Genomic DNA, 25,640 nt, shown 5'->3' with positions numbered 1-25,640 from the left:
ACCGCTTTATTTCAATTTCTGAAAAAAAGACCCTGCACTTGTGAAAAATCACAAATGACAGGATCAAGCTTCCAGCTGATTCAGCTTATATTCGAGGTACAAGGTCACCTTCTCATCCATGCTGTTCAGATCGATGTTCCCGATGTCAGCGATGCGCTTCATTCGATACATGAGTGTATTGCCGTGAATATGCAAGGCCTCCGCCGCTTTCTTCACGTTGCCGTCGTGCTTCAGCATCATTTCAAGCGTATGCAGCAGTCCGCTCTGATGTTCGAGATCGTATTGCCGCAGCTTCCTCAAGCCCGGATGCGCTATCGGGTGCCGGCGGCGCTCATCTGCCAGAAGTGGAAGAAAACGGTAATATCCTAGATCGCCATACTCTGCGGCATCCTGCAGTTCTGACGGAAAGCGCTGCTTCAAATGCAGCACCGCAAGCGCCTCGCGGTACGCGTCCTCAACCGCTCCGTATGTCTCGCGAAAAGCGCTCGCGCCGCTTAGCGCCGGTTCCGCATCGAAGCGCTGCTTGAGCAGTTGGGCGAGCTGGACGCATTCCTCCCTGTACTGCAGGATGCCGCCGTTGCCTTGAAGAGGGGAGGAAAGTATGATGAAGCGGTCGTTATGCGCGACGTGAAGCACGATGCGCATCCGCTGCGCCGTTTTCATCATATAGTGAATCTGCCGGTACAGCCTATCATCTATGGCCGTTTCAAATTGCAAGATGAGGATTTGATAGGATGGCGGAAGCATGATGCCGATCTGGGCGGCTTTCTCGCGAATGACCGTCTCGGAGGCATGGTGGCCGGTGAGCAGCTGCCAGAAGAAGTCATGGCTGTGCTGCTCCTGTCTGCGCCGCTGCGTCTGCAATTGCATAAGCTTCATCTTGGCGGCGCCTGCCGCTTGCTTAAGCTGCAGCAGTGCCGTATCTCCAAGCGGCTCATGATACTCCAGCACCCATATGTAGCCCAGAACCTCGCCGTGGTGACGTATGGCGATGGCAATCCGGTTGCCGAGCCCGACTTCACGAATTTCTCCAATGCGGACGGGTTCGCTGCTCGCCATGAGCTGCTGCATAAAGCCTTCGCGCCACAGCGTGCTGATGACTTGCTCCGGAACCCTGCGTCCGATAATCGTCGCGATCCGGACCGAATCGGTTTCGGCGTGATGCGAGCTGTAAGCAAGGAGGTTGTGACTGGCGTCCTCAATCGTCACAGGGCATTGCAACAGCTCGTTAACCGTATCCGCAATGTCCTCCAGGCTGTCGAAGTGCCGATCGAATAGATTGGGCTCCATATTCATCCTCGTGGCTCCTTTAAATGAAAATGGCTCTCATTATTTCTGACACGTACATTCTAACATGATTTTCGGGCCGTAACTATCATCTGAAAATGAGAGCGGTGCAATTCTGCTCAGGGCGGTTCATGTTCCGTAGAACTGCTCGCCCGACCTGGAACATAATGGATGAAATAGGGTGTGCAACCTTACGCGCGGCATCTCCGTCTGAGAGTGTGAATAAGCTGGCAACCAATTGCGCAATTGGAGTCACGACAGAACTTGCACTCCAGAGAGGATGACGAATGATGAATAAAACAATAGCGGCTTCCATAGCTTTGGCGATTGGCTTGATGAGCGCTCAAGCGTTTGCTGCTCCGGTGAACGCAATGAACGCTCAAGGGGCAGTAACTGTACCAATGGAACAAGAACGCAATTTCTATGATAAATATGTGAAGCAGTTTGTCCATAACGAGAGCGGAGAGATAATCGGCACCACCCGCGAGGCGAGCCTCAACAAGGAGTGGTTACATAAAGTTTCAGAGCGTAAAAGCCTGGTCATTGACGGCCAGAACGTTGCAGTCAACATTGCTGTAGACGGGCAGTACCTTCTCGTTCCGCTGCGGCCGATCATGGACAGCTTGGGATACAAATTGACGTGGAATGCCGAGCACAAATCGATTGAAGCGGCGAAAGGCGCCCAGTGGACGAGCGTGCAGCAGAACAAGGACCAATACAATTTCGCCAAAATGCCGATTCAGCTAGGCAAAGCGCCGGTGATGAAGGACAATATGATGTATGTGCCGCTGCAATTCGTATCCGAGGTGCTCAAAGCAGGCGTAACCTTGGATGAGCAAGGCAATATTACGATTCAGAGCGAACCGGAGCAGATTCCGCAAGATTCCTTCGGCGGCATGCATTGGGTCATCGTCGTTAATGGCGAGGGAATTGGCGTGAAGCCTGATGAGGTATACACAACTGAGGATGATGTAATGGTGCCAGTGGAAGCCATCGGGAAGGCGCTTGGTTATGCGGTCGGGAAGAATGCGGACACGGGCGCATATGAATTCGTGCGCGGGGCGAAGTGGATCGCGCTGAAGGAAGGCGAGAAGAACGCTGCTGTCGGCAAAATGAACGTCGAACTGAAGACGGCCCCAGTCGTCAAGGAGGGCACACTGTACGTTCCGTTCGACTCGCTGGCGGATGTATTCGGCGCGAAGACGGGCATCGACCCGACTGGCGTGATTGGAATTCAGGAAGAGAAGTAAGGTAAAGAATAGAGATATACATGTGTGAAAAAGGAAAAGACGTGCTTCGGAAGGCATCCCGGACAATGGGGAAACTTCAGGCATGTCTTTTGCCGTTTTTTGCGTTCTTTTGCCTTGGAGTCGTCATCTTTTCGAGAAGAGGCAAGCCTTTACCCAGCCTTTTCATCATTCTCCCATACACTCAGAAAGAAGATGCGGCGAGGCCCTATAAAAAGACGGTAAATTTACATAGTTCACGTCAATGAATTATAAATATGTTCAGTATACTTGGTGATGACTTTATCGTAATCTGGATACTTATATCCGAGACTTTCTGCCACTGCTTTAGAGTTTTTTCTAAATAACTCATAACAAGTAAATAAAGACTGCCACATGTTTGAACTGCACCCCGTCAAGTAGACAGTACAAAAAATAAAAATTAATTAAGCGGCTTTGGTCCTGAATTCCATCGGACTGAGGCCGTTTAGTTTTGCTTGTAATCGTTCGTAATTGTAAAAGTGGATGTAGGCCTGGATGTCCCTCTCAAGCTCCTCAAAGGTATGATAGGTGTGTAAATAATACTTCTCACATTTTAGAGTTCCCCAGAAAGATTCCATTGGACCGTTATCGATACATCGTCCAACACGGGACATACTCTGAGTCATTTTGTTGTCGTCCAAGAGCTTCTTGAAGTCCAGAGAGGTATATTGGAAACCCCGGTCGCTATGAAGCATGGGCTTGCTTCTTGCAAGGCCCGTTTCAACGTCTGAAATACAAGAGGATTGTTATTGGAACGCCCGAATACATAGGAGACGATGGATTTATCATGAAGGTCGAGAATAGCGCTTAGATACGCTTTTTGGCCATTGCCGTACTTGAATTCCGTCACATCCGTAACCCACTTTTCATTTGGCGCATCTGCCGTGAATTTGCGGTTCAGCACGTTCTCCGCCACCTGCTGTGGAGTGGATCTCGCATATCTCTTTTTCTTCCTCCGGATGACGGATTGAATTCCTTGTATCTTCATCAGCCGGTACACGCGCTTTTGGTTAATCGTTTTTCCCGTTTGGCGGCGCATGTGCAACGTCAATTGACGGTATCCAAAGGTACGCTCGGCTTTCTCATAAATGGACATCATGACATGCGTCAGTTCTGCATTTTCCTGCTCATGCGAACTGGGCTTGCGATTTAGCCACTTGTAATAGCTTGAACGTGAAATGCCTGCAATTTCACACAGAAGCTGAACGCTGAACAACGCTTCTTCCTGAAGCGCTTGAATAGCAAGATAGACGTTCTCTTGACGGTATTGGCTTAGCTTCGCCTCCTTTGGAATTCCCGTAACTTTTTTAGAAATGCATTCTCCGCCCGAAGCCACTCGATTTCATATTCCATCTTTTTCATCTCGAGTTTTTGACGATCGGCCTCTGTTAATTCCTCCGGCGCTTTCTTTCTTCCCCGACCATCCTTTAACGCATCATGACCGCCCTCTTCAAACTTCTTCACCCATTGGTAGACTTGCTGGTAGGAGACCTGAAAATGGTCCGCTGTCTTACGGTAGTCATGCTGATGAGCAAGACAGTATTGCACAATATCGATCCGTTCCTGCCAAGTCGTTGAACGCCCCTTCGTCATTGCTTTCGCTCCTCCTGAATAAGCTTTTAAGCTGCTATGACGATTATACTCCTTAATCCAGTTGGAAAGCTGCGTTCTACTTGCAATCTTGTATTTATCGATGATCTGATATTGGGACAATCCTCCCTCTATGTAATCCTTCACCGCTTGGAGCTTAAGCTCAGCACTATAACTTCGATTATGGTTTTGTTTTTCTAACCCCTCATAACCATACACCTTGTAACGACGACGCCATTTCACCAAAGTCGTTTTGCTGATACCGTATTTCTTAACTGCAGCCTTAACACCAATTTCGCCACTTTCGATTTCACCAATGATAACGAGTTTCTCTGACGCATCATATTTTTTATTAGGCATAAAAAAGCTCCCCTTACACAGGCTTTATTATTTCACCTGTCTACCGTAAGGGGAGCATATCAGTTCTGGTAGCCATTCTCGGAATAAGTTGATAGTAATGCTTCCCAATCTTCATTTGGAAGGTAACGATTTATAAATTTGTAGTTTTTCCCCACACTAAAGGAATAACCTTGCTCTGATCCGATTTGCCAAGCCATCATTCGGAGCAAATTAGGTCGGGCAATCTCGTTTAAATGGTCAATAGCAAACAGGATTTCTTTTCTCGCTAATCCTTTTACTACGTAAGTTGAAACCATCCAGAATTCATTGCAACAATCATCAAATTCTCTTGTAGTTGGCTTTTTAATCCAATATTGACGGTCGTCTGCGAGCACTTCATTTTTGATAAGAGTATCCTTATCAAGCAGGACTTCAACTAAACCGTCGCAATTGGTAAAATAATCCTCCACCTCGTTAATTGGAATAAGTGTCAGGTCTAATTTATTTCCATCTTCAAAAAGAATTATATATGAAAACCAATTCCCTAATTCTGACGGAAAAAGCTCCATATCCTCGGGTTTTTGCATCATAGTACGATTCCCGAAAATGTTGAGCCACTGATCATTTTCCTTGAAAGAATCCATATCTGTCACAAAATAAGAAATATCAAAATCTTGGAATGTATCAGGGGGAATATTTTTGTTAGTACGTGACCCTTCCAAAGTTACCAATCGGATTCTATTATCATTCATAGCAAAATCTAAAAGCACATTCATCATTTCTTGTTCACTTCTCAATGTAGCAGCCCTCCAATCTATATTGCCACATCACTTTGACGAAGACTGTCATTTGTCACTTTTATCGTTAAAAAGACATGAAGTCACGAGCCTATTTTTCTTATTCGACGTTGTGTTTTCATACTCCTTGCTGTCTAAGTAACGGAACTAAGCTAAATATGTTGCACGATAACCTCATCCAAATTAGACGTGCGAATTCGCAAAATTTTGGAATAATCTTAAAGTATTAGGACTATATGACGATAAAAGTAAAAAGGGAGGTGCTATTACAGGAAAATCGGGTCTTGGTAAATAGTTCTAAAACACTAACATAAACAAGAGTGGGATGAAACTCGTGTTCCAAGGGAGGAGTTTTGAATGAAGCTTCAGCGGACGATTCAACTGCCGCCATTTACTATGGTAGGGAAGTATTGCGATTCTATTTCAGATATGGAGCGCACATGCGGCACACTGCCTTTTTTGTTGGGAAATAGGTCGGTCGACACGGATAACGACTTTAGCTTTGGCACAGGAAGAAACGGAATATATTTTGCAGGAATTAAAGTTCAGGGTTTGACAAGCCTCTGGAACGACATGCCTCAAGGTTTCTCCAGACGGGTTATTTTAGGAGGCTCATACCGCGTTACTCTGCCGATGGACATCGAATCAGGCCCGTTCCTTCAACACTCGCCGACACCTTGGAGACCGTTCACATTCGGAAAAAGGGACATCGTCTACGAATTTAGCCGCAACGGCGATACTTACGAATACCACTGCATTTACATCCCGCTCGAAACTCATCAGCATGATCATACATTTCGGAGACGTCTCTCCCGGCATCTACATCTTTGGCGTTCCCGCCCCGACAATCACAGTCAGTCCAATATTGCCTTAAAGCCGACTCTTGATTCCGCTATCCATCATATGGTATTGTAGAATCAATTATGTAAAACAAGGAGGGGTGGCAGGATGCAACGCAACGTCATGTCGGAACGCTTGAATGTGCTTCGTACGCAATTGCTCGGAATTTTCCATGATTCCGTTGATAACGGGATACGTGTGTCTTTTTTCAGCAATTCCAATCGAATTCAACATGTAAGCGAAATGACCATCCTGCCTCTGCCTTAACGGAACATCCGGTTCGACCGGAGGGCTGCGGGGACATTTCCCCGTGGCCTTTTTTTGTTGTCTGCAGGCCGGTCGGTATACCGACAGCGCGAGGAGGAGGGTCATCAGAGAGGGAGATAACGATGATGATTCAATGCCAACAGGTGCAAAAAGGATACGGGGCCGAGTCGGTCCTATTGGAAGTGACATGCGACATCGGCGAGGGTGAGCGTGTGGGCCTCATTGGCCGCAACGGTACGGGCAAGACGACTTTGCTGCAATTGCTGAACGGGAACGAAAAGCCGGATGGCGGTCAGATTTCGATTCGGAAAGGCGCCCGCATCGGCTATCTGGACCAGGTGCCCCGCTGTGGAGACGATGAGACGGTGCGAGACGTGCTGGATAGAGCTTTTCGCGAACCGAAGCGATGGCTGGCTGAGATGCGGGAGCTGGAACGTCTGATGGCTGCTCCGGAGGAAGCGGGCGGTGAAGCTGCTTTTGAAGGGCTGCTGCATCGCTATGGCGAGCTGCAAGAGAAGTTCGAACGGGCCGGCGGCTATGACATCGACGCCCGTGTCGGGAGAGTGGCGGGCGGGCTCGGCATTCCGGATTCGCAGCACGGGCGGTTGTTCACGTCCTTGTCTGGGGGAGAAAAGACGAAGGTTGGCTTGGCCGCCATGTTAATCGAAGAGCCGGACGTGCTGCTGCTTGATGAACCGACGAACCATCTTGACATGCAGGCGATCGACTGGCTGGAACGGTTTTTGCAGACGTACACGGGGACTGTCGTCGTCATTTCGCACGACCGCTACTTTCTTGACCGGGTCGTGACCAAGATCATTGAGCTTGAGGATGGCGAGGCGGCAACATACCATACGAATTACACGGGATTCCAGCAGGAGAAGCAAGCCAGACTGCTCCAGCAGTTCGCCGACTACCAAGAGCAGCAGAAAAAGATGAAGAAAATGCAAGAGACGATTAAACAGCTCATCGAGTGGGGCAACAGGGCGAATCCGCCGAACCCGGGCTTTCATCGGCGCGCCGCCTCCATGCAGAAGGCGCTCGACCGCATGGTGAAGCTGAAGCGCCCGGTGATGGACCGCAAGGCCATGGAGCTTGAGCTGCAGCAGGGTGACCGCTCCGGCAACCAAGTGTTGACGTTGGAAGACGTGGCTAAAGCGTTCGGCGAACGGTTGCTGTTCAGTGGCGTGCGCGAACTGCTGCGTTACGGGGAACGGGTAGCGCTCATCGGTGAGAACGGTTCGGGCAAGAGCACGCTGTTGAAGTGCATTTTAGGCATTGAAGCACCAGACGAAGGGGAGATTCGGCTTGGTTCGCGGGTGGATGTCGGCTATTTGGCTCAGGAGCCCGCCCCTGTGAACGAGACCGCTACGGTGCTGCAGCACTTCCGTGAAGCGGTCGGAATGGAGGAGGGCGAAGCTCGGGGACGGCTTGCGCGCTTCCTGTTCTGCGGCGCCGACGTTTTTAAGAGCGTGCGCTCGCTCTCCGGCGGCGAGTGGAGCCGGCTGCGCTTCGCATTGCTTATGCATCGGCAGCCGAATTTGCTCGTGCTTGACGAGCCGACGAATCATCTCGATATCGATTCACGCGAGGCATTGGAGGAGGCGCTGGAGGATTTCCCCGGCACGGTGCTTGCCGTGTCGCACGATCGCTACTTAATCAACCGGCTGGCCGAGAAGATCTGGTCATTGGAGCAGGGCCGGCTGGTGACGGTGCACGGCAACTTCGAGCATTACAAGGCGAAGGCGGAGAGCGCCAGGGGAGGCGGCGCCTCTTCGGAAGGCCGTGAGCGGGACGGGGCCAAGCGGAGCTGCGGGACGGCCAGCAAGGGGCCGGCACCGCATACAGATGCAGAGCGGACGCGCTCCAATGGCTCAGGAGGCTCGCACGATCGCGCTGCAGATCCGGTACGGCTGGAACGGGACATCGCCGGGCTGGAGCAGGAGCTGCGCAGCTTGGACGCAGCGATGATGGCGCCTGCGCTCGCCGCCGATGCGGAGAAGCTGGCCGTCCTGCATGCGGAGCGAGAAGCGCTGCAGGCCAAGCTGGAAGCGATGTACGAGGCATGGCTGGATGCCGCGGCGCAATGAATAATTGCGGACAAAGGTAAGTAAGTGAGAGCAGGTCTAACCCATGAACGGCGGTTTGTGGGAAGCGGCCTGCTTTTTTAAGATTCATTCCTGAAGATGGAAGGATTTCTGCTCTCGTTTCTATAATATATAAGTTGAACTAAATTCTTCGTTAATGAATCGTGTTGGAGATACTCATCCGGTTCGACTCTTCTCCTTTTCTAAGAGAAAAATAGGGTTGAATGTTCAACCGTCGTATTCCCCTTTGTCTCATCCATTGGATTTTGTGCAATGAAAACAGCACGTAAACCTCTTTTCGTTAAGCTCCATTGGAATGTATCCAATGTGATCCATTGCTTTTCCATTAATACCGTAGTTTTTGCTGAAAATAGCCAAATCTATTGGATAGAATCCAGTCTACATACCGTTTAGCCGCTTAAGCCCTACTGTCTACTGTATATTTTCCAATGGGGCTGCTGTGGCAGCGAATAACAATATAGGGATATAGCTTCTACATGCGAAGCAGCAAATAATCACTTTGGTAGAGAGGAAGTGACATTTTCGAAGTTCAATCATTCAACTTATATACATAAGGATAGATATTGGAGGTGAGGCAATGCGAATTAGGGAGATGGCAACCGCGTTCCTGTTTCATCAGGATCGGATCTTAATGATGAAAAAGCCAGAGAGCCGGATTTGCCCAACTGAATTTTGGAGCGGGGTCGGAGGACATTTGGAACCTGGTGAGCTCAATCATCCGTTGAAGGCGTGTCTCAGGGAAATAGAAGAGGAGACAGGCTTGCAAGCGAAGGAGTTACGTGACATCCGTCTGCGGTATATTTTGCTGCGCCAGACAGAGACGGAGATTCGCCAGCAATATGTTTACTTTGCCTCCGCTGACCATCCGAACGTTGTGTCGTCTGCAGAAGGCGATTTGTACTGGATTTATCCGCAAGCGCTTTCGCAATTGCGCATGTCAGCCATTATCGCCAAGATGCTGGAGCACTACGCGCTGCATACCGCCGAGCCGGATATTTATGTGGGTACGATGTCAGTCACCCCCGTCGGAAAACCAATTGTCCAGTGGAGCGTTCTAAAAGATCCCGGATTGTTCTAGACATCGAACGACAATTCAGCAGATCGCCGTTCACAGCGGTCTCGTCCCGCTGAAAGCCGCCGGTAAGAGCCATAAATAAAGCCCTGGACCGACAAAGCGTTCGGCCCAGGGCTGGCTTGTTCATTTGATTGTATGCCCTGACTTCACATCGACCTCAAGCAGATCGAGCAAGAACATGAAGATTGGCACGCCGAGTATCAATCCCCATACGCCCAAGAAATGCTGGGAGACGATTAGAATCGCAAAGGTATAGAAGATAGGCAAATGAATCTTGGAAGACATCAGCTTCGGATTCAAAATATAAGCCTCGATAGCATGTACGACACAAATCATGACGATGACGTATATCACTTTCATCACGCCGCCGATGCTGAATGCAATCGCACAGAGCGGGATGAGGGAAATGATGACGCCCATCACCGGAATCAACCCGAGCAGGAAGATCATAATCGCCAGTCCGAACAACTGCGGGAAGCCCATCATCCAGAGGAACAGCGTGCTCAAGATGCAGTTGATCAGCGCAATCAGGAACTGCACTTCAATGACCTTGCCGAACGAATACAGGAACTTGTTGCCGAAGTATTCGAGCTCCGAATAGATTGGCGCAATCTTGCTCGTCTTGAAATTCATCGTAAATTCCTTCACTCTCTTCTTCTCCAGTACGAAGAACAGGCTAAGGATGAAGGCGATGATGAAGCGGGTGCCCCATTGGCTCAGATCGGTGATCGATTTAACCAAGAAATCAAAGCCTTTGTTCAAATAGCTGGCCAGGTCTATCTTCTGCAACGAATCCATAATGTAATTCATGATCTCATTATCATAGTTAAGAGAAGCTTCATTATAAAAATGAACCACAACACTGACCAACTGATTAATCTGGGTTACGATTTTCGGTAAATAGTTGTAGGTTCCCCAAGCCAACAGCAGGAGCAGGGCCGCGTATAAGCACAACACGGTAACCTTGTAATTGATCTTGACATACTTGTTGACGCCCTTGTGAATGAACATATGCAGCCTGTCAACCAGGTAAGTCAAGATGAAGGTGATAAGAATCAGATGTAAAATGCTCCTTAAGGCAAATAGCAGTGCGATGAAGAAGAGCAGGATAAGGATTCGCTTGATTCCCGGGCCTTTGAAAAACTCTTTCGTAATTTGCATTTAAATCGTGGACTCCTTTGACTGTTACTTGTGAGTGGTCGATCCTTATCATGGATAGAAGAGAACGCCCCTATAATCACCTTATTCAAGGATATGCTATTACATACGTCAAAGCAAACGGATCCGTTTCATGACTTCATTTCAATAAAAAATGCTCCGGCCGGAATGCGGCGCGAAGCATCTTTTGCGTCTATAATTAATCCCCATATACTTCCTTCATTATTGCTTCATCATCATAAGGCGATCCGTTCGGATTCTTTTTAAAAAGCTGCAGCAAGTTGTTTCCTTTCGTCTCCCATTGCTTCAGCATGTCGGCCGTCGTTAATTTGCCATCTATCCTTTTTTGGAACAGATCATAGCCCGAATTATCAATCGTCCACAAATTTCTATACTTGAGTTGAAGCTTGTCCTCGGCGGGATTGCCCGGAGCCGGCTTCATTGCGTAAAAGGACTGGATGTTATAATTCATTCCTTCTTTCGGTTTAATGAACGATTTGCGAGTCACCAATTCATAGGTGGAGCGGGATTTGATTTTTGCCCAATCCTCTCCGTTGATAAACTGTACGAATTGCCAAGCGCCATCCGGATTCTGAGCTTGCGAATTGATGGCCATAATGGAGTCGAGTTGCATGCCGCTGCTTATTCCCGGCGCTTCCGGATGATGGGGAATCGTAACGACATCCCATTCAGGCATCTCAAAGTTTTTGATTTTTCCGGCATTTTTGCTTACGTCGAACAAATCCGAAGTGTAGCTGTAGTAGCTGAGCATCATTGCGACTTTTCCCGACAAAAACAGATCGTGGTCCAGCGGATTGTAACGCCCCTCGCTGTAGCCACCGTCGTTGTCTTTATCTTTACGGCCAGGCATTATGTTATCTTGGGACAGCTTCGCAATGGTGTCGTATACCTTCTCCCACTGCGGGGTGTTGATCGTCATTTTTTCAGCCTTGTCATCATATTTGCGCAGCTGCAGCGGCGCAGCATAGTCGGCAACGCCGGAAAAAGGATTATCCCCTCGAAACTTGTTGAAGCTGAAGCCGAATATCCGGTCTTTACCCTCGCCACTGGCGACTCTGCGGGCCAATTCGAATAATTCATCCCAGGTCATGTTATCGGTCGGCAGCGCGACTCCGGCTTCCTTGAACAACGTTTTGTTATAGTATAATGCTCTCGAGGAAAAGGTTGGTGCCAATCCGTAAATATTGCCGTCTCCCATCATTTTGATGGTGTCCATAACGGGAGCAATGATGTCGCTCGTATCGAAGCCATCCTTTTGGATGAGCGGATCCAACTGCTTGAACTGTCCATCCCGGACAAATTGCTGGAATGAATCACTGTCCACAATGGCAACATCGATCGGATTGGCGCCGGTCAGCAGCTTTCGCATTTTCTCTGTCGGATCGGGACGATTCCCGCTCGAACCGGAATACCTGTACTCGCTTGTATCGACGGCAGGAACGATTTCGATCGAAATGTTGCCGTTCATATATTCGAAGATGTCCGTATACTGTTGGCGTATGTGCTCCTCGTCTCCGCCCCCGTACAATACACCGATCCGGAGCGTGCGCTCCTGCTCGTTTTGCTTCGCTTCACCGCCGCATGCCGCCAAGAGCGGGATGAGCAGCATCATGGATAATGTCAGCAGCATCAGTTTGTTTCGTTTCATCATTCTTTTTCTACCTCTCCATTCTTTTGTTCTGGCAATGATTCCCTGGCCTCCTCCTTGTTACGTTTCTCAGAGGCATAATGTTACACTTATTAGATAAATGAGCGGCGCTTTTGGTTTTGCCTTTTTTCTTTTATAATGGAAATATGACTATAACGAGTGAGGGATGAGGTATGCAGCTTAATATTGTGAAGGCGAGTATGAGTCAGCGCGAAGACGGCACCTATGCAGGACAAGTCGTCTTTACGCTTGAGCGTTTTTCATCTACATACGAAATAACGTTTTTCAGCAAGAAGGGGAAAGAGTGGGACTACAGCTTGAACTTCACGGAACAATCCGGCAGCGAAGAAGAAATGCTTGCGATGGATGAACTCCTCGAAGAGGATGATGATCTGTTCGAGCAGCTGCTGGCGGCGGCCAAGCAGCAGATGAACCACGATGCATAGACCGCTTTATCATCACGGGCGGAATGGGGAAAAAGACATGGAGCGATACCGCTCGATGTCTTTTTTATGTGGAATGCGGTCATTTATTGCCCGTATACCCCTTTCATGATGTCATCGTCCTTGTCTAAAGGGCCGTTCGGATTTTTCTTGATGGCTAACAGCAAAGCATTTCCTTTCGTTTCCCACTCCTTCAGCATTTCGGCTGTCGTCATTTTTCCCTTGACCACTTTCTCGAACAGCTCATAACCGGCGTTTTCAACGGTATACAAATTTTTGGCCTGGCGACGCAGGTTCATTTCGGCTGTATTATTGGGAGCCGGCTTCATTGCATAGAATGACTCGATGTTGAAATTCAGCCCTTCCTTCGGTTTGATATACGATTTGCGGGATACCATCTCATTGGAAGCGCGGGATCTGATTTTGGCCCAATCTTCGCTATTGATGAACTGAACGAACTTCCAGGCATCCTCCGGGTTCTGCGCCTTCGCATTGATGGCAGTTATGGTGTGAAGGTTCATGCCGCTGCTAATTCCTGGCGCTTCCGGATGATGCGGAGCTGTGACCACGTCCCATTCCGGCATGTTGAGATTTTTGATGTTGCCGGCATGCTTGCTCACATCTAGCAGCTCCGAAGTATAACTGTAGTAAGCAAGCGTCATGGCCACTCTCCCGGACAAGAACAGATCGTGGTTCAGCGGGCTGTAGTCGCCGCTGCTTTCGATATTGTCATCTTGGCCCGGCAGCACTCGGTCTTGAGACAGATTTGCGAGCGTGCCGTATACATTTTCCCACTGCGGCGTATTGATCGTCATCTGTTCGGCCTTGTCGTCATATAGCCGCAGCTGCAGCGGCTTTACGTAGTCCGATACGCTCCAGAATGCGTTGTCGCCCGGATATCTGTTGAAGCCGAAGCCAAATGTGCGGTCTTTCCCTTCGCCACTTGCGACCAGGCGCGCCAGCTCGAATACTTCATTCCAAGTCATGTTGTCATGCGGCGGCTCGACACCGGCTTCTTTGAACAACGTTTTGTTGTAAAATAATGCATTTGATGAAAAGGTTGGCGCCAGTCCGTAGATGTTTCCGTCCCCCATCGTCTTAATCGTGTCCAGGACGGCAGGAATGATATCCGAGGTATCGAAGCTGTCCTTTTGGATGAGCGGATCCAATGGTTTCAAATGCCCGTCGCGGACGATTTCTTGAAATGCGTCCGTGTCGAGAATGACGACATCTACCGGATTGGCTCCGGTCATAAGCTTCCGCATTTCCTCTATCGGATCGGAGTCTTTGTCTCTCTCTGACCGATCTAAATAGCGATATCCGCTCGTATCGATGGCGGGAACGATGTCGATAGAGATGCCGCCATTCGCATATTCGAAGATATCGGTATATTGCTGGCGTATGTACTGCTCGTCTCCGCCGCCATACAATACTCCAATGCGGAGCACGCGCTCCTGTTCGTTCTGCTTGGATTCTCCGCTGCACCCGGCCACCAGCGGAACGAGCAGCATGAAAGATAGAGTCCACAGCAGCAGTTTGTTTCGTTTCTTCATTCTTTTTCAACCTCTCCAATCTGTCTCTTTCTAATCATTCGTTCATGTTCCCCTCCTTGTTACGATTTGCAGAGGGAGAATCTTACATTGATTAGATGAATGAGCGGCTCTTTTGGTTTTACGGTTTTTTTCTTTTCCGTTTTGGTTATTCTCATTAAAAGCACGATTGTAAGGATGACGGGATCGTGGATAAAAGGGGGGGGACAACGGTCCTATCTTTAGCTCTTCTTATTGACAGCATTTTCTATTTTTTATATGGTATAATACGGAAAAACATGTCGGTTGGGCGCAGTTATCGATATAACTGGAATTCGCACTTTCATCTTACAGGAGGAGGTATCCCGTGAAAAAGATCGTCTCGCTCTGCATCTTTCTCATGCTAAGCATAGCTTTCATGCCGCCGGCACAAGGAGCCGACCTTCTGCACCGCTTGACCCATCAGGATCAGGATACGCTCGTTATTGGCCGAATCAGCTCAGTGGAAGACGCCTCCATGCAGGTTCATGTCATGTATATCGTAGCGGGTATCCGGACGAATCATATCATTACTGTCAATCAAGCGTGTTGTAAAGAACAATGGAAGCGGTTGGCCATACATGATACAGTGCTGCTGTCACTGGATGAAGCGAATGAGCCGCAGAACTTGTACGATACGAAGTGGGGCCTGTTTCCATTGCGAATCAAAAATGATCAAGTCAAAATATATGGATCGGAGGCCAACTCAGATTATAAGGCCCTTGAATATTACATAAATAGCGGCGGGGCTCCGTTAGCCTTCTATTTCGAAAGCGGCGTCATTACCGGGAAATATGACAATGGAGCAACCGTTCGCATCGCGCCGGAGATGGATGAAGCCGCGCTGCGGCATAGCCGGGACGGAGTACAGCAATTAATTCGGCCTGAATTGAAAGATGACCATATCATGCCGCTCGAATCGAAGGGCGACCCGGATACGTTGTACAAAGTGACTTGGATCCTGGCGGTATTGCTGGCAGCCGTAATCGCGCTAACGTATTTGATCAAAAGAAACAGGATGCTGTAAGCAGAGGAGACCATTGCTTAGGGACATGCCGAATTCAATGCGAAAAAGACCGTAAATCCCGTCCATTACGGCTTGTCCTTCTCGCGGTAGTGCAGCGGGGACAGCCCGACGATTTTTTTGAACAGTCTTGAAAAATAATACGTATCCTCGTAGCACAATCGTGCTGCGATTTGTTTCACCGGAGCCGGGCTGTTCGTCAGAAGCAGCTTGGCTTCTTCCATTTTCAGGCGGTGCCAGTAATCATGGAGAGCGCATCCGGTATACTGCCGCACCTTGCGCCGCAGCGACGGAACGGACATATTCAAGTTATCGGCAAGCGTCCGGTCGTCAATCGGCATATAGATGGCTTGGCTCATCGCATTTAGGACGGCCGCTTTGTCGGATGAAGGAAGGGGAAGGCCTGATCCGTTGCCGCCGCCAAGCGCCATGTCGAACAGCATGCATTCGAACAACAGCGCTGCCCGATCGGCGAGGGCGGGGGATGCGTATTCCAGCATGCTTGCAATTTGTTCAAGCTGACGCCGCCAAGCTCCTCCCGGTTCCGCATGCCAGACGAGATCTGACGTATCACCGAAATAACCGCAAATCTCCATCCCTCTTTCCCCTGTGAATAGCACATACGCAAGCTCCCACCCTGTCCCCTTGGAAGGATTGAGGTCGAATAGTTCGCCCGGAGGGATTAGAAAGCATGAGCCCGGACGCACCGGCCGATCCGTGCCACACCCGCACCGAAACATGCCCGTTCCACGCTCTATCGTCAAAAATATCCAAGTACCGCTCGCTAATTTTTCATACTTTCCATCCCCATGCCGGATCTGTCCGTATTCCTGCAGGCACAAAGAGCGAATTCGGCGGGAGGAGCCATCGGCGCAAGCGGGAACACGTGAATAAGCCTCCCGGATTATATAATCCATGAAATTGAACATAATGGTCATTTCACCTCGCCCGAGAACAATCTATAATTTTTGTATCCGCTTACATGGATGGTGAAGGACCTTACCTCTCCGCGTAACAAGAGAGGCGACACCCAGCCGTTGAATTGAACTTAAGGTGGTGATGATTTGTCAGCCAATGTGAACGCTATCTCCGGACGCAAGCAGGTCCGGAAGAGGAGATGGACACGCAACGATCGCATCGGCTACCTGTTCGCCGCACCGATGCTGCTTGGAATCATCAGCTTCTCGATCTACCCGATTGCCGCGGCTTTGTTCATGAGCTTCCAGCAGACGAACGGAATTACGGGCCATTGGGTCGGTCTGCACAATTACAGCATCGTTTTGTCCGATTTTGTGTTTTGGCGGTCCCTGTACAACACGATGTTCATGGGGGTTTTGTCCGTCGCATCGGGCATCGTCGTCTCCTTCGTGTTGGCGAGTCTGATTAACAGCTTGCCTTGGACGTTCGGGAAGAACTTTTTCAAAAGCGTCTACTTTCTCCCGAATGTTGTCTCCGCCGTAGCGACCAGCATTCTGTTCTCCTTCCTGTTCTACCCGGGAGAAGAAGGTTTGCTTAACTTTCTGCTCGGACAAATCGGGCTCGGACCGGTCGGCTGGTTCACCGATCCGACATTTTCACGTGTGAGCATCGTGCTTATGAGCATGTGGGGAGCGCTTGGCTACAATACGATCATTTTTCTGGCCGCCTTGCAGAGCGTGCCGCGGGATTTGTATGAGGCGGCGGAGGTGGACGGGGCTAACGGGATTCGCAAGTGGCGTTATATTACCATTCCATATCTGCGCCCGGTATTTTTGTTCATGGCAGTCATGGGCACGATTGGCGGCATGAAGCGTTTCACCGATGTATGGCTCATCGGCGGGACGGCCGGCAATCCCGATGGCACGCTGCTTACATCGGTGCTGTACATTTATCGAACGGCTTTCGTCGGACATCAGATGGGACTGGCGACAGCCGCATCGTACCTGCTGTTTATCGTAATCCTGATCTTGACGGTGCTTATTCTGCGGACGAACCGCCGTCATGACATCGATTAGAGGAGGCAACGGATGGCAGAATATAATTCCTGGAACATGAATGAGCCTGTCCGGCCGGGGCGGTCCTCGAATCTTCCTTCCAAGCGGCGGAACCAGCGCATGGGCCGTATTCTCCTTGTAACCGTCCTTTCATTGGGATCGCTCGTCATGATCGTTCCTTTTTTATGGATGCTCATCACCAGCTTCGATTGGGGCGCCCGGCTGAATATTCCATTCCCGCCGCGGCTGTTCCCGAGACAATTTTCCATGCGCACGTACGAAGTCGCGTTTCTTAATATCGATATGCTGAAATACATTTTCAATTCCATCATCGTCGCCGCCGGCGTAATCATCGTCAGCTTATTGTCCGCGTTTTTGTCCGGTTATGCGTTGTCCAAGATCCGGTTCAGAGGTGCCGGCATTGTATTGGTCGTGGCGCTCAGCACGATGATGGTACCGTTCGAAATGACGATGATTCCGCAATATTTATTGTTCGACAAGCTGCGCCTGCTCGATTCCTATTGGGCGTTCTATTTGCCGGCGTTGAACTATGCATTCGGAACGTTTCTCGCGAAGCAGTTCATCGATCAGCTGCCCAATACGCTGCGCGAAGCGGCCATTATCGATGGAGCAAGGGAAGGAACGGTGTTCTGGCGGGTTTATTTCCCGCTATGCACGCCGATCGTGGCAACGATCATCATTTTGCAGTTTCTCGGAGTATGGAATGATCTGTTATGGCCCTTGCTCGTCTTGAGCGATGCGGGAAAGTACACGATTCAGCTCGGGCTGGCGATGTTCACATACAACCAAGGTCTGAACCGGATGCCGGCTATTATCATGGCCGCGACGACGGTAAGCTTGCTTCCGGTGCTTGTGCTTTATTTGTTCCTGCAGCGGTATATCGTAGAAAGCATCGCTTTGTCGGGCATCAAGCAATAATGGGTGACATCGGTCTTACAGTGATGAACGGAGGGGAACATGATGAAAAAATCGGTATGGCTTTGTCTTTTCATGTCATTGGCAGTGCTCGCCGGCGCATGTTCAAGCGGGGCCTCTTCCGGGGGCGGCGGGGAGCGGAAAATCGAGAAGGTATCGGACATCACGGGCACGGTTCGTATTGCGGTTGCGGGCTGGGCGATGGAAAATGGAGTCGATACGTTGACCGGACGAAAGACGATCGGCTTCAATCCATATGTCCAGGACACATTCAAGAAGATGTATCCGAACATCGAGCTGAAGGTGACGCAGATTCCATGGGAGAATGCGATGGCGAAGCAGAAAGCGATGCTGCTCTCGAAGGACGCCGATCTGATATATACGGGTGGAGCTTATGCGAATCAATTTTACCAGCAGGGGTTGATTCGGGATATTGACGACCTTATTGCGAACGACAAATCGTTCGATCCGCGCATTTATTTGGAAGGCGTCTTCAAAAACTCCTTCAGCGTGCGTTCCTTGGATGGAACGAAGCAATTCGGCATTCCAATCATTCTTGGTAAACGGATGATCGTCTATGACAAGCAGATGTTCGAAGAATGGGGCGTCGAGCCGTTGTCCGCGAATCCGGCTCCAGAAGAAATATTGGAGAAAGCCAAGAAGATGACGGGCAAAAATCCGAAGACGGGGAAGCAAAATTACGGCCTCTGGTTCAGCGGCAACAGCTTGAATCAATCCACCTTCGTGTCATTGTCATACGCTTATGACGTCAACGGCGTCGAAGGCAGCCTCGATGATTTGAAACATTTGAAATGGAATCTGGATACGCCAGAGATGAAGAAGGTGCTCGAATGGTTCAAGGAAGCCGCGCCGCTGGCCCCGAAAGCTTTCATCAACGGGCAAGGGGCGGAGAACTTCGGCATGGAGGAGAATAACATCGCGATTGCCATAGATTCGAGCGGCGGGGCGGCATTCAACGAATTCCGCAGCTCCGGCAGCTCCGGCCTGGTCGAACGCTTCGTGCCGGTATTGAATATGGGGCCGAATGGGGAAGGCTGGGTTGCCGTCGACCCGATTGTCATGGCGAAGGAGGTGAAGGATGAGAAGGCGGCATGGGAAGTGATGAAGTTTTTGACGAGCTACGAGACGCAAAAGTATTTTTACGAAAATTCCTTGGCTACGCCAACGCTGAAGAAGGCCGATTTCGTGGATGAAAAGGATATCTATACGGCCAAGGCGATGGAGCTGGCGGATATCGCGCGCAAAAATTTGCTCGACGAGGCGAATCCGTTCTACAATACGCGCATGGTGCCGGTCATCAATGGGTTTATCAGCCAAGCGGCGAACGGCAACCCGACCGATATCGGCAAAACATTGTCCGATCTGCAGAGCGAAGCGGTGAAATGGTCGGTGGAGCAATAAGGCCAAATCCTGACCTGTTGACTTGGAAACGTTACCTGTTTATGCGATGAACTTCTAGTTCAATGAGGTGTGCTGCGGTGCACGATCTCTGACGACGGGATCGTGCGCCTTTTTCTGTTCCAGGTGTGGTGGAGGCGTTAGGCTGTACGGAAACATTACGCAGCTACATATCCCCAAGAATGAACGGAAGCCGCTCGTTGTTATGGGCTAACCATATCATTTCCTCCGCAAATCGGGTCTGAACGGCGTTGTGCTCCTCCATATTGGCGCTGATCCACCATTTACTCTCCAAATACCAAAGCAGGCGCAATGCGCGGACTAACGTTCCGGGAGGAAAATCGGTTTCCGTCCGATAACCTTCAAGAAATGCCGAGGCAAGCTCTTGGTGAAAATCTCCATGATGCAATGCGCATGACAGTATGGCCCGCGCCACATCGAGCTCAGGATATTCAAAGTGGAGCCGGTCAAAATCAAGAACCGCCGACAAACGATCTTTGTGAAACAACATGTTATCCACCCATAGATCACGATGGGCCCAGCCCGTTTTACACTCGGAAAAAGCGTCAAGGTCCAACGTTTCTGTCACTTTCATTTGTAACTCGATGATGGCTGCCAGTGGCCCGTTATTACTGTGCTGAGCCCCGGCAAGCATATTCCGCCAATGCGAAATTCTTTCTTCCCGTTCAGGCGGAACAAATTGCGGTTCGCTTTCTTTGCCTAGCGTCCCATCGTTCAAGACCCGATGGATTTTACCAGTGACAGTGCCGAGATCAACCATTTGCTGCCGGTTGACACGACCTGGTTTAACGATTTCTCCGGCGCAGTAATCCATGATGATGAAAGGTTCGTTCGCAGAGGAAGCGTGAAGAAGCCGTCCTTTGACGGCCATCAATTTGGGACATGGAATGTCTGCTTCATGCAGTCTTTGCTGCTGCTGCAATGCGCGGGTAAGCACCTCGACATTTTTGAATCGGTTCGAATGGTATTTCTTTAACACGAACTCCCCTTGCTCCGTTGCGATTTTCCATTTTCTATTGAGCCAGCCGCGGGCGATTGGCTGCCAAGACTCGATTTGAAAGCCGAATAACGGTTTAGAGATGTCTGCTAATTCGATGAACAGAGGATCGATTTGCTCTCGTTGCTCCATGGCTTCTCCTCCTTTATTTGGATGCTATCGGTTTAGCTTTCTTATTTTCGACATATGGAATATACTTCCCTGCAAAAAAAGAAGCACCCCCGATGCAGTCGTGCATGGGGGTGCTTGTGTGTGAACACGTGCGTGCCTTGCGTCCAGAAGCTGTCTTATGCAGCGTGATACTGTCTTATTCCATATGAGGGGGAACGGGGAGAATGTGAAACTTGCCGTCATCCGGGTCTGGGCGGACTTTTTCGTTGCCTCTATCTCCATGTCCGACGAAGGCGATGCCGAAGCCCAGAGGCTCGGCCTTTACCTTGGTTCCGTCAGAAAATGTGACGGTTTTGGGCCGATTTGTCATATTGTAGACGGCATACGCCCTTGATCCGTCTTTATTAAATACGGCGTAGAGCGGAGAGTCGGCGGTCACCGCCGGAACGGCGTGCCCCAGAGCTTTCAAGCTGTGAATCCAATAATAGGCGTTCGCCTTGGAGTTGCCTGCCTCCGGTGTCATGGTTTCCGCATGGGCATCAAATAACGATGCGGCTTCCTCCGGATCGGAGGCTGCACGGTACATATAGACGAGGTCTGCCCATAGATTGAAGCTTGTGCTTCCGTTCTCCGCTAGAAGCGCCGCATAGTTCCTGTCGGCGTAATCCGGATGGTGCGCCAGATAGAGAGAAGCCGCGGTGATAGGCAGCCAGCTCGTGCCGTACGATTGCTCCAGACGGTTCGACCACCCGCTGCCAGCTGTCTTGCCGCCCCACACCATACTGGCGCTGGCACGCGAGAAATCTTGCCGCTGCTTTGTCTCGTAGGCATCGAACCAATACTCATTAATCGCGTTCATCTCGGTCGTGTACATATAAATGCCCAATTCGCGTATCAGCGTATCGCCTGCCGCTTCTCCCCACAAAATAAGCCCCGACCATGCGTTCATCGCTTCTGAAGGAGACCCGCTGTAATTGCCGTCGGCGAACTGGTCGTGGCCCGATTGCCACGAGTGTCCAGCATACGGATCGAAGCCGCGCAGGAATGGAAAGCGCGTGTCGCTGCGGTCCGCATTGGCGATATCCTGAATGAGAAGCTTGACCATCTTGCCCCATTGGCCGTCGCTGGCCCAATCTGAATCGATGCGCGCGATTTCGGCCGCAGCCCGAATGAAGTAGCCGTATTGCGCATGATGATCGTTCAGCTCCGTGCCGGAGCCGTTCTCCGCTGGATATCCGATGAGGGCGCCCCATCGATCATTGTAATAGAATAGCTTGGAACGCTTAAGCCGCCCCGTGTCGTCGCTTGCCTTCAGCCAATCCTGCAGCATTTCCTTCATGCCGGAGCGGAACTGCCGGGCGGCTGCGGCATCGCCGGCTTGTTCGGCAATCTGCGCGAGGGTCGCCAGCTTGCCCAACCGTTTGCCCGCCTGATGCGTGCCAGCCGGGCCCGAATAGGCTTCGGCTTGCGCCTCATTCACATATCCTTGGAGTACAGCGCGCTCGTCTGCACTAAGCTTGAATGGAAGCGAAGGGAGCACGCCCGTGAACTTCATTACGGTGCGCAGACTGTTCCCGGCCCCGGTCTTCATGACGCCGCGGACGCTGTCGTATTCGTAAGGCAGCAGGGCGGCATCGGTGTGCTTCCATTGATGCGGGTACATAGCGAAGATAGTCCCCTGTTCGGTCCCTTCCTTAACAGACGTCGTCCATGTATAGATCGTTTCGACTTCGCTCTGGTCCGCATGATATGACCATGACACCTTCGTATCCGTGACATGGGCATAGGCATAGCGGCGGAACTGCTGCAGCGTCTCCGGGCGATTGTCCGGCAGCGCGGCGATGGCAAAATAGGATTTCCCGTTTAGATGATTCGTCAGCGTGCTGGTTCCGATGCCGTCCCATGTGCTGCCGGAAGGCCCGAACAGCCCGTAGTGCGCGCCGTGAGCCGTAATGCCGAGCACGGGATCACGTTCATCTCCAGACCAAATAGCCGGGGAGGCGGGAAAGGAGATCCGGGGGTTTCCGCCATGGAACGTGAAGTATACATAGGGAGAGCCAAGTCCATATGAGGCATTCATTGAACCGCTTCCGGCTTCATAGCGCGCATTGATGAACCAATCGCTGTAACCGTCTGCGGAGGCTGCGGTGAATGGAGAGGCGCCTGTATGGCCAACGCTGAAGTCGGGTGTGTCGCTCATCGTGCCGCACACGCAGGAGGCATTTGCCTGTATGCGCGGGCCGGGAGCATAAATGCTGAGTCCGTTCGCTTCGTTCTTCACTGCAAGCGGATGGGGATATTGGGCTTCCGAGTATGCCTTCCACGCCAAGCTGCTCCACCAGCGGTTCGTCGGCATGGGACCGGTCATCCGCTCGGTCCGGTATATGTCGGTCTGCGCATTCTTGGCTCCGTCAGGCGGCAGTGTGGAATAGGAGCCGGCGCCGAGCCGCTGTTCTCCCAGGAACGCGGATGCGGGCACAGACGTCAACAAAACAAGACAGGCGGCAAGGATAAGAGCGAAGCCTTTTCTCTTCATAAGTTCCCTCCTTTGTTTGGCGGTAACATGCAATTATCCGACAGCGAAAGCTTCCATGAGTTTAGTTGGGCACTCGTTCGGCGTCTCCGGTAACTCTCTCCTGCGGTCAGTATCAACGATTTCGGCTGCTGGATGGTGTTTTGGGATGGTCGAATGGGTGATGTAATAGCGGGAAGGGGCGTCTCCAACTGCAATTCTACATCTGAGAATTTCCTTTTCACTTCTTTCGCCACATTGGAATGCAAAAGTGCAGTTTATTTTCATGTAATCGCACAAATGATGGTAATTATCTGCTTTTGAACTGCACATTTGCAGTTCAACCGCCGAAAAGGGCGATATTTAGCAAAAACAACTGTACAAATACAGTTTCGGCTCCTCTGCCTTGTCCCAGTCGAAAGGCACAGTCGCGAATAGGTTGCGCCTATCCATAAGGCCGGCTGGAAAATGTGTTCAACATGGAAATGGACATAATACATTCTTATCCATTCGGCTTATATAGTATATGCTTTCTTCAACCTTATTCAGACCTGCCCGGGAGGGAAGAGCGGGCAAACATCTGCGGCACCCGAAGCTATTCGACAATAGCCGGACAATAAAAACCTGCATGGCATAGAAGCTGCCATGCAGGTGAGAGTATCGTGCTTATGAAATAGAAAGAGTCCGTTACCACTTCTCCGATACGAGCTTCGCTTGCGTGAACAGAAGCAAATAATCGCGTCCGCCCGCCTTCGAGTCCGTGCCCGACATATTAAAGCCGCCGAACGGATGGACGCCAACCAATGCGCCCGTACATTTACGGTTGAAATATAGGTTGCCGCAATGCATGCGCTGTCTGGCGTACTCCAGATGCTCGCGGTTGTGGCTGAACACTGCCCCGGTCAAGCCGTATTCCGTATTGTTGAATATATCGATAGCCTGCTTGAAATCGTCAGCCTTGCATACGGCAAGCACCGGACCGAAGATTTCTTCCAGCATGACGCGCGAAGTCGGTTCGACATCGGCGAAGACGGTCGGCTGAATATAATAGCCATTGCCTTCCGCTATATCTCCGCCGGTGACCAGACGGCCTTCCGCTTTGCCGACTTCGAGATATTCGCGTATCTTGCCATACGCATTCGCATCGATTACCGGACCGATGGCGAAGTTTTCATCGGCTGGACCTACGGCAAGCTGCTTCGTCTTCGTGATGATGAGCTCCAGCACCTCGTCGTATACTGCTTGATGCACGATTGCGCGCGATCCGGCGCTGCACTTCTGTCCTTGGAAGCCGAAGGCGGACTGGACGATTGCGGTTGCGGCTTCCTCCAGGTTCGCTGACTGGTCGACGACGATTCCGTCCTTGCCGCCCATTTCCGCAATGAGGCGTTTCATCCAGATTTGCCCCTCCGCTGGCTTTGCGATGCGCTCATTGATGCGCAGTCCGACATCGCGTGAACCGGTGAAGGATACGAACCGTGTCCGCGGGTGGTCGACGATGAAGTCGCCGATTGCACTGCCGGATCCTGGCACGAAGTTGAGCACGCCCGCAGGCAGTCCGACTTCCTCCATCAGCTCGACGAATTTCGCCGCGATGACCGGAGCGGTGGAGGCCGGCTTCAGCACGACTGTATTGCCCGAGACGATGGCTGCGCATGTCATGCCGGCCATGATGGCCAGCGGGAAGTTCCATGGCGGGATAACGACGCCGACACCGAGCGGAATATAAGTGAGCCGGTTATCTTCCCCTGGCAGCGGCGTCAACGGCTGCGGACCGCCCAGACGAATCATTTCACGGGCATAAAATTCAAGGAAATCGATCGCTTCTGCTACGTCGGCATCCGCTTCGGCCCAGTTCTTGCCCGCTTCGTATACGAGCCATGCCGCGTAATCGAATTTACGGCGGCGCATGGTGGCGGATGCTTTGAACAGGTAGCCGGCGCGTTCATCAGGGTGTACGTATTGCCACTCTTGGAAGGCGGTGTCTGCCGCGGCAATCGCTTGCGCGGCCAGCGTCGAATCGGCCTGAGCCATCAACCCTACGACCTGATCGGTATTGCCGGGGTTAATTGAAGTGCCGAGCTTATCCGTCGTTATTTTCTCACCGTTAATCGTAAGCGGATAAGTGCGGCCGAGTTGTCCTCCGACCCGCGCCAATGCTTCTTGCATCGCTTTCCGGTTTGCCTCCTGCGAGAAATCAATAAACGGCTCATTGCGGTATTCTACCATAGTCATAAT

19 protein-coding genes and 2 pseudogenes are annotated in these 25,640 nt (G+C 50.8%); 10 read left to right on the top strand and 11 right to left on the bottom strand.

Annotation, left to right across the window (positions count from 1 at the left end):
• Window positions 1-63: 63 nt before the first annotated feature.
• Complete coding sequence (locus JSQ80_RS01665) at window positions 64-1,296, bottom strand: PucR family transcriptional regulator (RefSeq protein WP_206094101.1); 1,233 nt, start codon at window positions 1,294-1,296, stop codon at window positions 64-66.
• A 278-nt stretch (window positions 1,297-1,574) separates the two neighbouring features.
• Between JSQ80_RS01665 and JSQ80_RS01660 the strand changes: the two genes are divergently transcribed.
• Window positions 1,575-2,537 (top strand): copper amine oxidase N-terminal domain-containing protein, encoded by a 963-nt coding sequence (locus tag JSQ80_RS01660; RefSeq protein WP_206094100.1) that lies wholly within the window; start codon window positions 1,575-1,577, stop codon window positions 2,535-2,537.
• Between the two features lie 233 nt (window positions 2,538-2,770).
• On the opposite strand, the gene JSQ80_RS01655 is transcribed toward JSQ80_RS01660, so the two are convergent.
• The 3 genes and pseudogenes from JSQ80_RS01655 to ant(6) form a co-directional block, all read right to left on the bottom strand.
• Window positions 2,771-2,956, bottom strand: coding sequence for an aminoglycoside 6-adenylyltransferase (locus tag JSQ80_RS01655; RefSeq protein WP_336245829.1), 186 nt, complete (start codon window positions 2,954-2,956; stop codon window positions 2,771-2,773).
• 3 nt (window positions 2,957-2,959) lie between these two features.
• Window positions 2,960-4,505: pseudogene (locus JSQ80_RS29905) on the bottom strand (IS3 family transposase).
• 65 nt (window positions 4,506-4,570) lie between these two features.
• A pseudogene (ant(6), locus tag JSQ80_RS01635) lies at window positions 4,571-5,281 on the bottom strand (aminoglycoside 6-adenylyltransferase); the annotation flags it as partial.
• A 357-nt stretch (window positions 5,282-5,638) separates the two neighbouring features.
• Here ant(6) and JSQ80_RS01630 point away from each other — a divergent pair.
• From JSQ80_RS01630 to JSQ80_RS01615, 4 genes are all read left to right on the top strand, one after another.
• On the top strand, window positions 5,639-6,196 hold the full coding sequence (locus tag JSQ80_RS01630) for a hypothetical protein (RefSeq protein ID WP_206094094.1): 558 nt from the start codon (window positions 5,639-5,641) through the stop codon (window positions 6,194-6,196).
• A gap of 33 nt (window positions 6,197-6,229) precedes the next feature.
• Entirely contained in the window at window positions 6,230-6,388 is a 159-nt protein-coding gene (locus JSQ80_RS01625; protein WP_176392808.1) for an RAxF-45 family protein, read from the top strand.
• 122 nt (window positions 6,389-6,510) lie between these two features.
• Window positions 6,511-8,478 carry a ribosomal protection-like ABC-F family protein gene (gene abc-f, locus JSQ80_RS01620; RefSeq protein ID WP_206094093.1) on the top strand — a complete coding sequence of 656 codons (1,968 nt, stop codon included), beginning with the start codon at window positions 6,511-6,513 and terminating at the stop codon, window positions 8,476-8,478.
• Between the two features lie 595 nt (window positions 8,479-9,073).
• A complete protein-coding gene (locus JSQ80_RS01615) occupies window positions 9,074-9,574 on the top strand; it encodes an NUDIX domain-containing protein (RefSeq protein ID WP_206094092.1) in 501 nt (166 codons plus the stop codon).
• Window positions 9,575-9,694: 120 nt separating this feature from the next.
• On the opposite strand, the gene JSQ80_RS01610 is transcribed toward JSQ80_RS01615, so the two are convergent.
• Window positions 9,695-10,732 carry an AI-2E family transporter gene (locus JSQ80_RS01610; protein WP_206094091.1) on the bottom strand — a complete coding sequence of 346 codons (1,038 nt, stop codon included), beginning with the start codon at window positions 10,730-10,732 and terminating at the stop codon, window positions 9,695-9,697.
• A gap of 196 nt (window positions 10,733-10,928) precedes the next feature.
• Window positions 10,929-12,401, bottom strand: coding sequence for an ABC transporter substrate-binding protein (locus JSQ80_RS01605; protein ID WP_206094090.1), 1,473 nt, complete (start codon window positions 12,399-12,401; stop codon window positions 10,929-10,931).
• Window positions 12,402-12,571: 170 nt separating this feature from the next.
• On the opposite strand from JSQ80_RS01605, the gene JSQ80_RS01600 reads away from it, so the two are divergent.
• Window positions 12,572-12,844: a hypothetical protein gene (locus JSQ80_RS01600; RefSeq protein WP_206094089.1), complete on the top strand. Its 273-nt coding sequence runs from the start codon at window positions 12,572-12,574 to the stop codon at window positions 12,842-12,844.
• Between the two features lie 83 nt (window positions 12,845-12,927).
• On the opposite strand, the gene JSQ80_RS01595 is transcribed toward JSQ80_RS01600, so the two are convergent.
• Complete coding sequence (locus JSQ80_RS01595; RefSeq protein ID WP_206094088.1) at window positions 12,928-14,394, bottom strand: ABC transporter substrate-binding protein; 1,467 nt, start codon at window positions 14,392-14,394, stop codon at window positions 12,928-12,930.
• A gap of 343 nt (window positions 14,395-14,737) precedes the next feature.
• Here JSQ80_RS01595 and JSQ80_RS01590 point away from each other — a divergent pair, with 343 nt between their 5' ends.
• Window positions 14,738-15,436 carry a hypothetical protein gene (locus JSQ80_RS01590; protein ID WP_206094087.1) on the top strand — a complete coding sequence of 233 codons (699 nt, stop codon included), beginning with the start codon at window positions 14,738-14,740 and terminating at the stop codon, window positions 15,434-15,436.
• A 65-nt stretch (window positions 15,437-15,501) separates the two neighbouring features.
• Here the strand turns inward: JSQ80_RS01590 and JSQ80_RS01585 are convergent, their stop codons facing one another.
• Complete coding sequence (locus tag JSQ80_RS01585) at window positions 15,502-16,362, bottom strand: AraC family transcriptional regulator (protein ID WP_206094086.1); 861 nt, start codon at window positions 16,360-16,362, stop codon at window positions 15,502-15,504.
• 231 nt (window positions 16,363-16,593) lie between these two features.
• Here JSQ80_RS01585 and JSQ80_RS01580 point away from each other — a divergent pair, with 231 nt between their 5' ends.
• The 3 genes from JSQ80_RS01580 to JSQ80_RS01570 are packed head-to-tail and all read left to right on the top strand — an operon-like array spanning window position 16,594 to window position 19,764.
• The gene (locus JSQ80_RS01580; RefSeq protein WP_240463844.1) at window positions 16,594-17,427 is read left to right on the top strand and encodes a carbohydrate ABC transporter permease; all 834 of its coding nucleotides are present in this window, start codon (window positions 16,594-16,596) and stop codon (window positions 17,425-17,427) included.
• A 12-nt stretch (window positions 17,428-17,439) separates the two neighbouring features.
• Complete coding sequence (locus tag JSQ80_RS01575; protein WP_240463452.1) at window positions 17,440-18,345, top strand: carbohydrate ABC transporter permease; 906 nt, start codon at window positions 17,440-17,442, stop codon at window positions 18,343-18,345.
• A 42-nt stretch (window positions 18,346-18,387) separates the two neighbouring features.
• A complete protein-coding gene (locus tag JSQ80_RS01570) occupies window positions 18,388-19,764 on the top strand; it encodes an extracellular solute-binding protein (protein WP_206097436.1) in 1,377 nt (458 codons plus the stop codon).
• Window positions 19,765-19,927: 163 nt separating this feature from the next.
• Here the strand turns inward: JSQ80_RS01570 and JSQ80_RS01565 are convergent, their stop codons facing one another.
• From JSQ80_RS01565 to pruA, 3 genes are all read right to left on the bottom strand, one after another.
• The gene (locus tag JSQ80_RS01565; protein ID WP_206094084.1) at window positions 19,928-20,911 is read right to left on the bottom strand and encodes a phosphotransferase; all 984 of its coding nucleotides are present in this window, start codon (window positions 20,909-20,911) and stop codon (window positions 19,928-19,930) included.
• Between the two features lie 175 nt (window positions 20,912-21,086).
• On the bottom strand, window positions 21,087-23,426 hold the full coding sequence (locus JSQ80_RS01560; RefSeq protein WP_206094083.1) for a glycosyl hydrolase: 2,340 nt from the start codon (window positions 23,424-23,426) through the stop codon (window positions 21,087-21,089).
• A 663-nt stretch (window positions 23,427-24,089) separates the two neighbouring features.
• The gene (gene pruA / locus JSQ80_RS01555) at window positions 24,090-25,637 is read right to left on the bottom strand and encodes an L-glutamate gamma-semialdehyde dehydrogenase (protein WP_206094082.1); all 1,548 of its coding nucleotides are present in this window, start codon (window positions 25,635-25,637) and stop codon (window positions 24,090-24,092) included.
• Between the last annotated feature and the right edge of the window lie 3 nt (window positions 25,638-25,640).

The organism is Paenibacillus apiarius (assembly GCF_017052585.1).
Taxonomy (GTDB): Bacteria; Bacillota; Bacilli; order Paenibacillales; family Paenibacillaceae; genus Paenibacillus_B; species Paenibacillus_B apiarius.
Note: the sequence above shows the minus strand (reverse complement) of the source record. Positions and strands in the feature narration are given on the sequence as shown.

Bases quoted from the DNA above. Each gene is read 5' to 3' on its own strand.
- JSQ80_RS01665 (WP_206094101.1), bottom strand. From the start codon at position 1,296: ATGAATATGGAGCCCAATCTATTCGATCGGCACTTCGACAGCCTGGAG.
- JSQ80_RS01660 (WP_206094100.1), top strand. From the start codon at position 1,575: ATGATGAATAAAACAATAGCGGCTTCCATAGCTTTGGCGATTGGCTTG.
- JSQ80_RS01630 (WP_206094094.1), top strand. From the start codon at position 5,639: ATGAAGCTTCAGCGGACGATTCAACTGCCGCCATTTACTATGGTAGGG.
- JSQ80_RS01625 (WP_176392808.1), top strand. From the start codon at position 6,230: ATGCAACGCAACGTCATGTCGGAACGCTTGAATGTGCTTCGTACGCAA.
- abc-f (WP_206094093.1), top strand. From the start codon at position 6,511: ATGATGATTCAATGCCAACAGGTGCAAAAAGGATACGGGGCCGAGTCG.
- JSQ80_RS01615 (WP_206094092.1), top strand. From the start codon at position 9,074: ATGCGAATTAGGGAGATGGCAACCGCGTTCCTGTTTCATCAGGATCGG.
- JSQ80_RS01610 (WP_206094091.1), bottom strand. From the start codon at position 10,732: ATGCAAATTACGAAAGAGTTTTTCAAAGGCCCGGGAATCAAGCGAATC.
- JSQ80_RS01605 (WP_206094090.1), bottom strand. From the start codon at position 12,401: ATGATGAAACGAAACAAACTGATGCTGCTGACATTATCCATGATGCTG.
- JSQ80_RS01600 (WP_206094089.1), top strand. From the start codon at position 12,572: ATGCAGCTTAATATTGTGAAGGCGAGTATGAGTCAGCGCGAAGACGGC.
- JSQ80_RS01595 (WP_206094088.1), bottom strand. From the start codon at position 14,394: ATGAAGAAACGAAACAAACTGCTGCTGTGGACTCTATCTTTCATGCTG.
- JSQ80_RS01585 (WP_206094086.1), bottom strand. From the start codon at position 16,362: ATGTTCAATTTCATGGATTATATAATCCGGGAGGCTTATTCACGTGTT.
- JSQ80_RS01580 (WP_240463844.1), top strand. From the start codon at position 16,594: ATGCTGCTTGGAATCATCAGCTTCTCGATCTACCCGATTGCCGCGGCT.
- JSQ80_RS01575 (WP_240463452.1), top strand. From the start codon at position 17,440: ATGGCAGAATATAATTCCTGGAACATGAATGAGCCTGTCCGGCCGGGG.
- JSQ80_RS01570 (WP_206097436.1), top strand. From the start codon at position 18,388: ATGAAAAAATCGGTATGGCTTTGTCTTTTCATGTCATTGGCAGTGCTC.
- JSQ80_RS01565 (WP_206094084.1), bottom strand. From the start codon at position 20,911: ATGGAGCAACGAGAGCAAATCGATCCTCTGTTCATCGAATTAGCAGAC.
- JSQ80_RS01560 (WP_206094083.1), bottom strand. From the start codon at position 23,426: ATGAAGAGAAAAGGCTTCGCTCTTATCCTTGCCGCCTGTCTTGTTTTG.
- pruA (WP_206094082.1), bottom strand. From the start codon at position 25,637: ATGACTATGGTAGAATACCGCAATGAGCCGTTTATTGATTTCTCGCAG.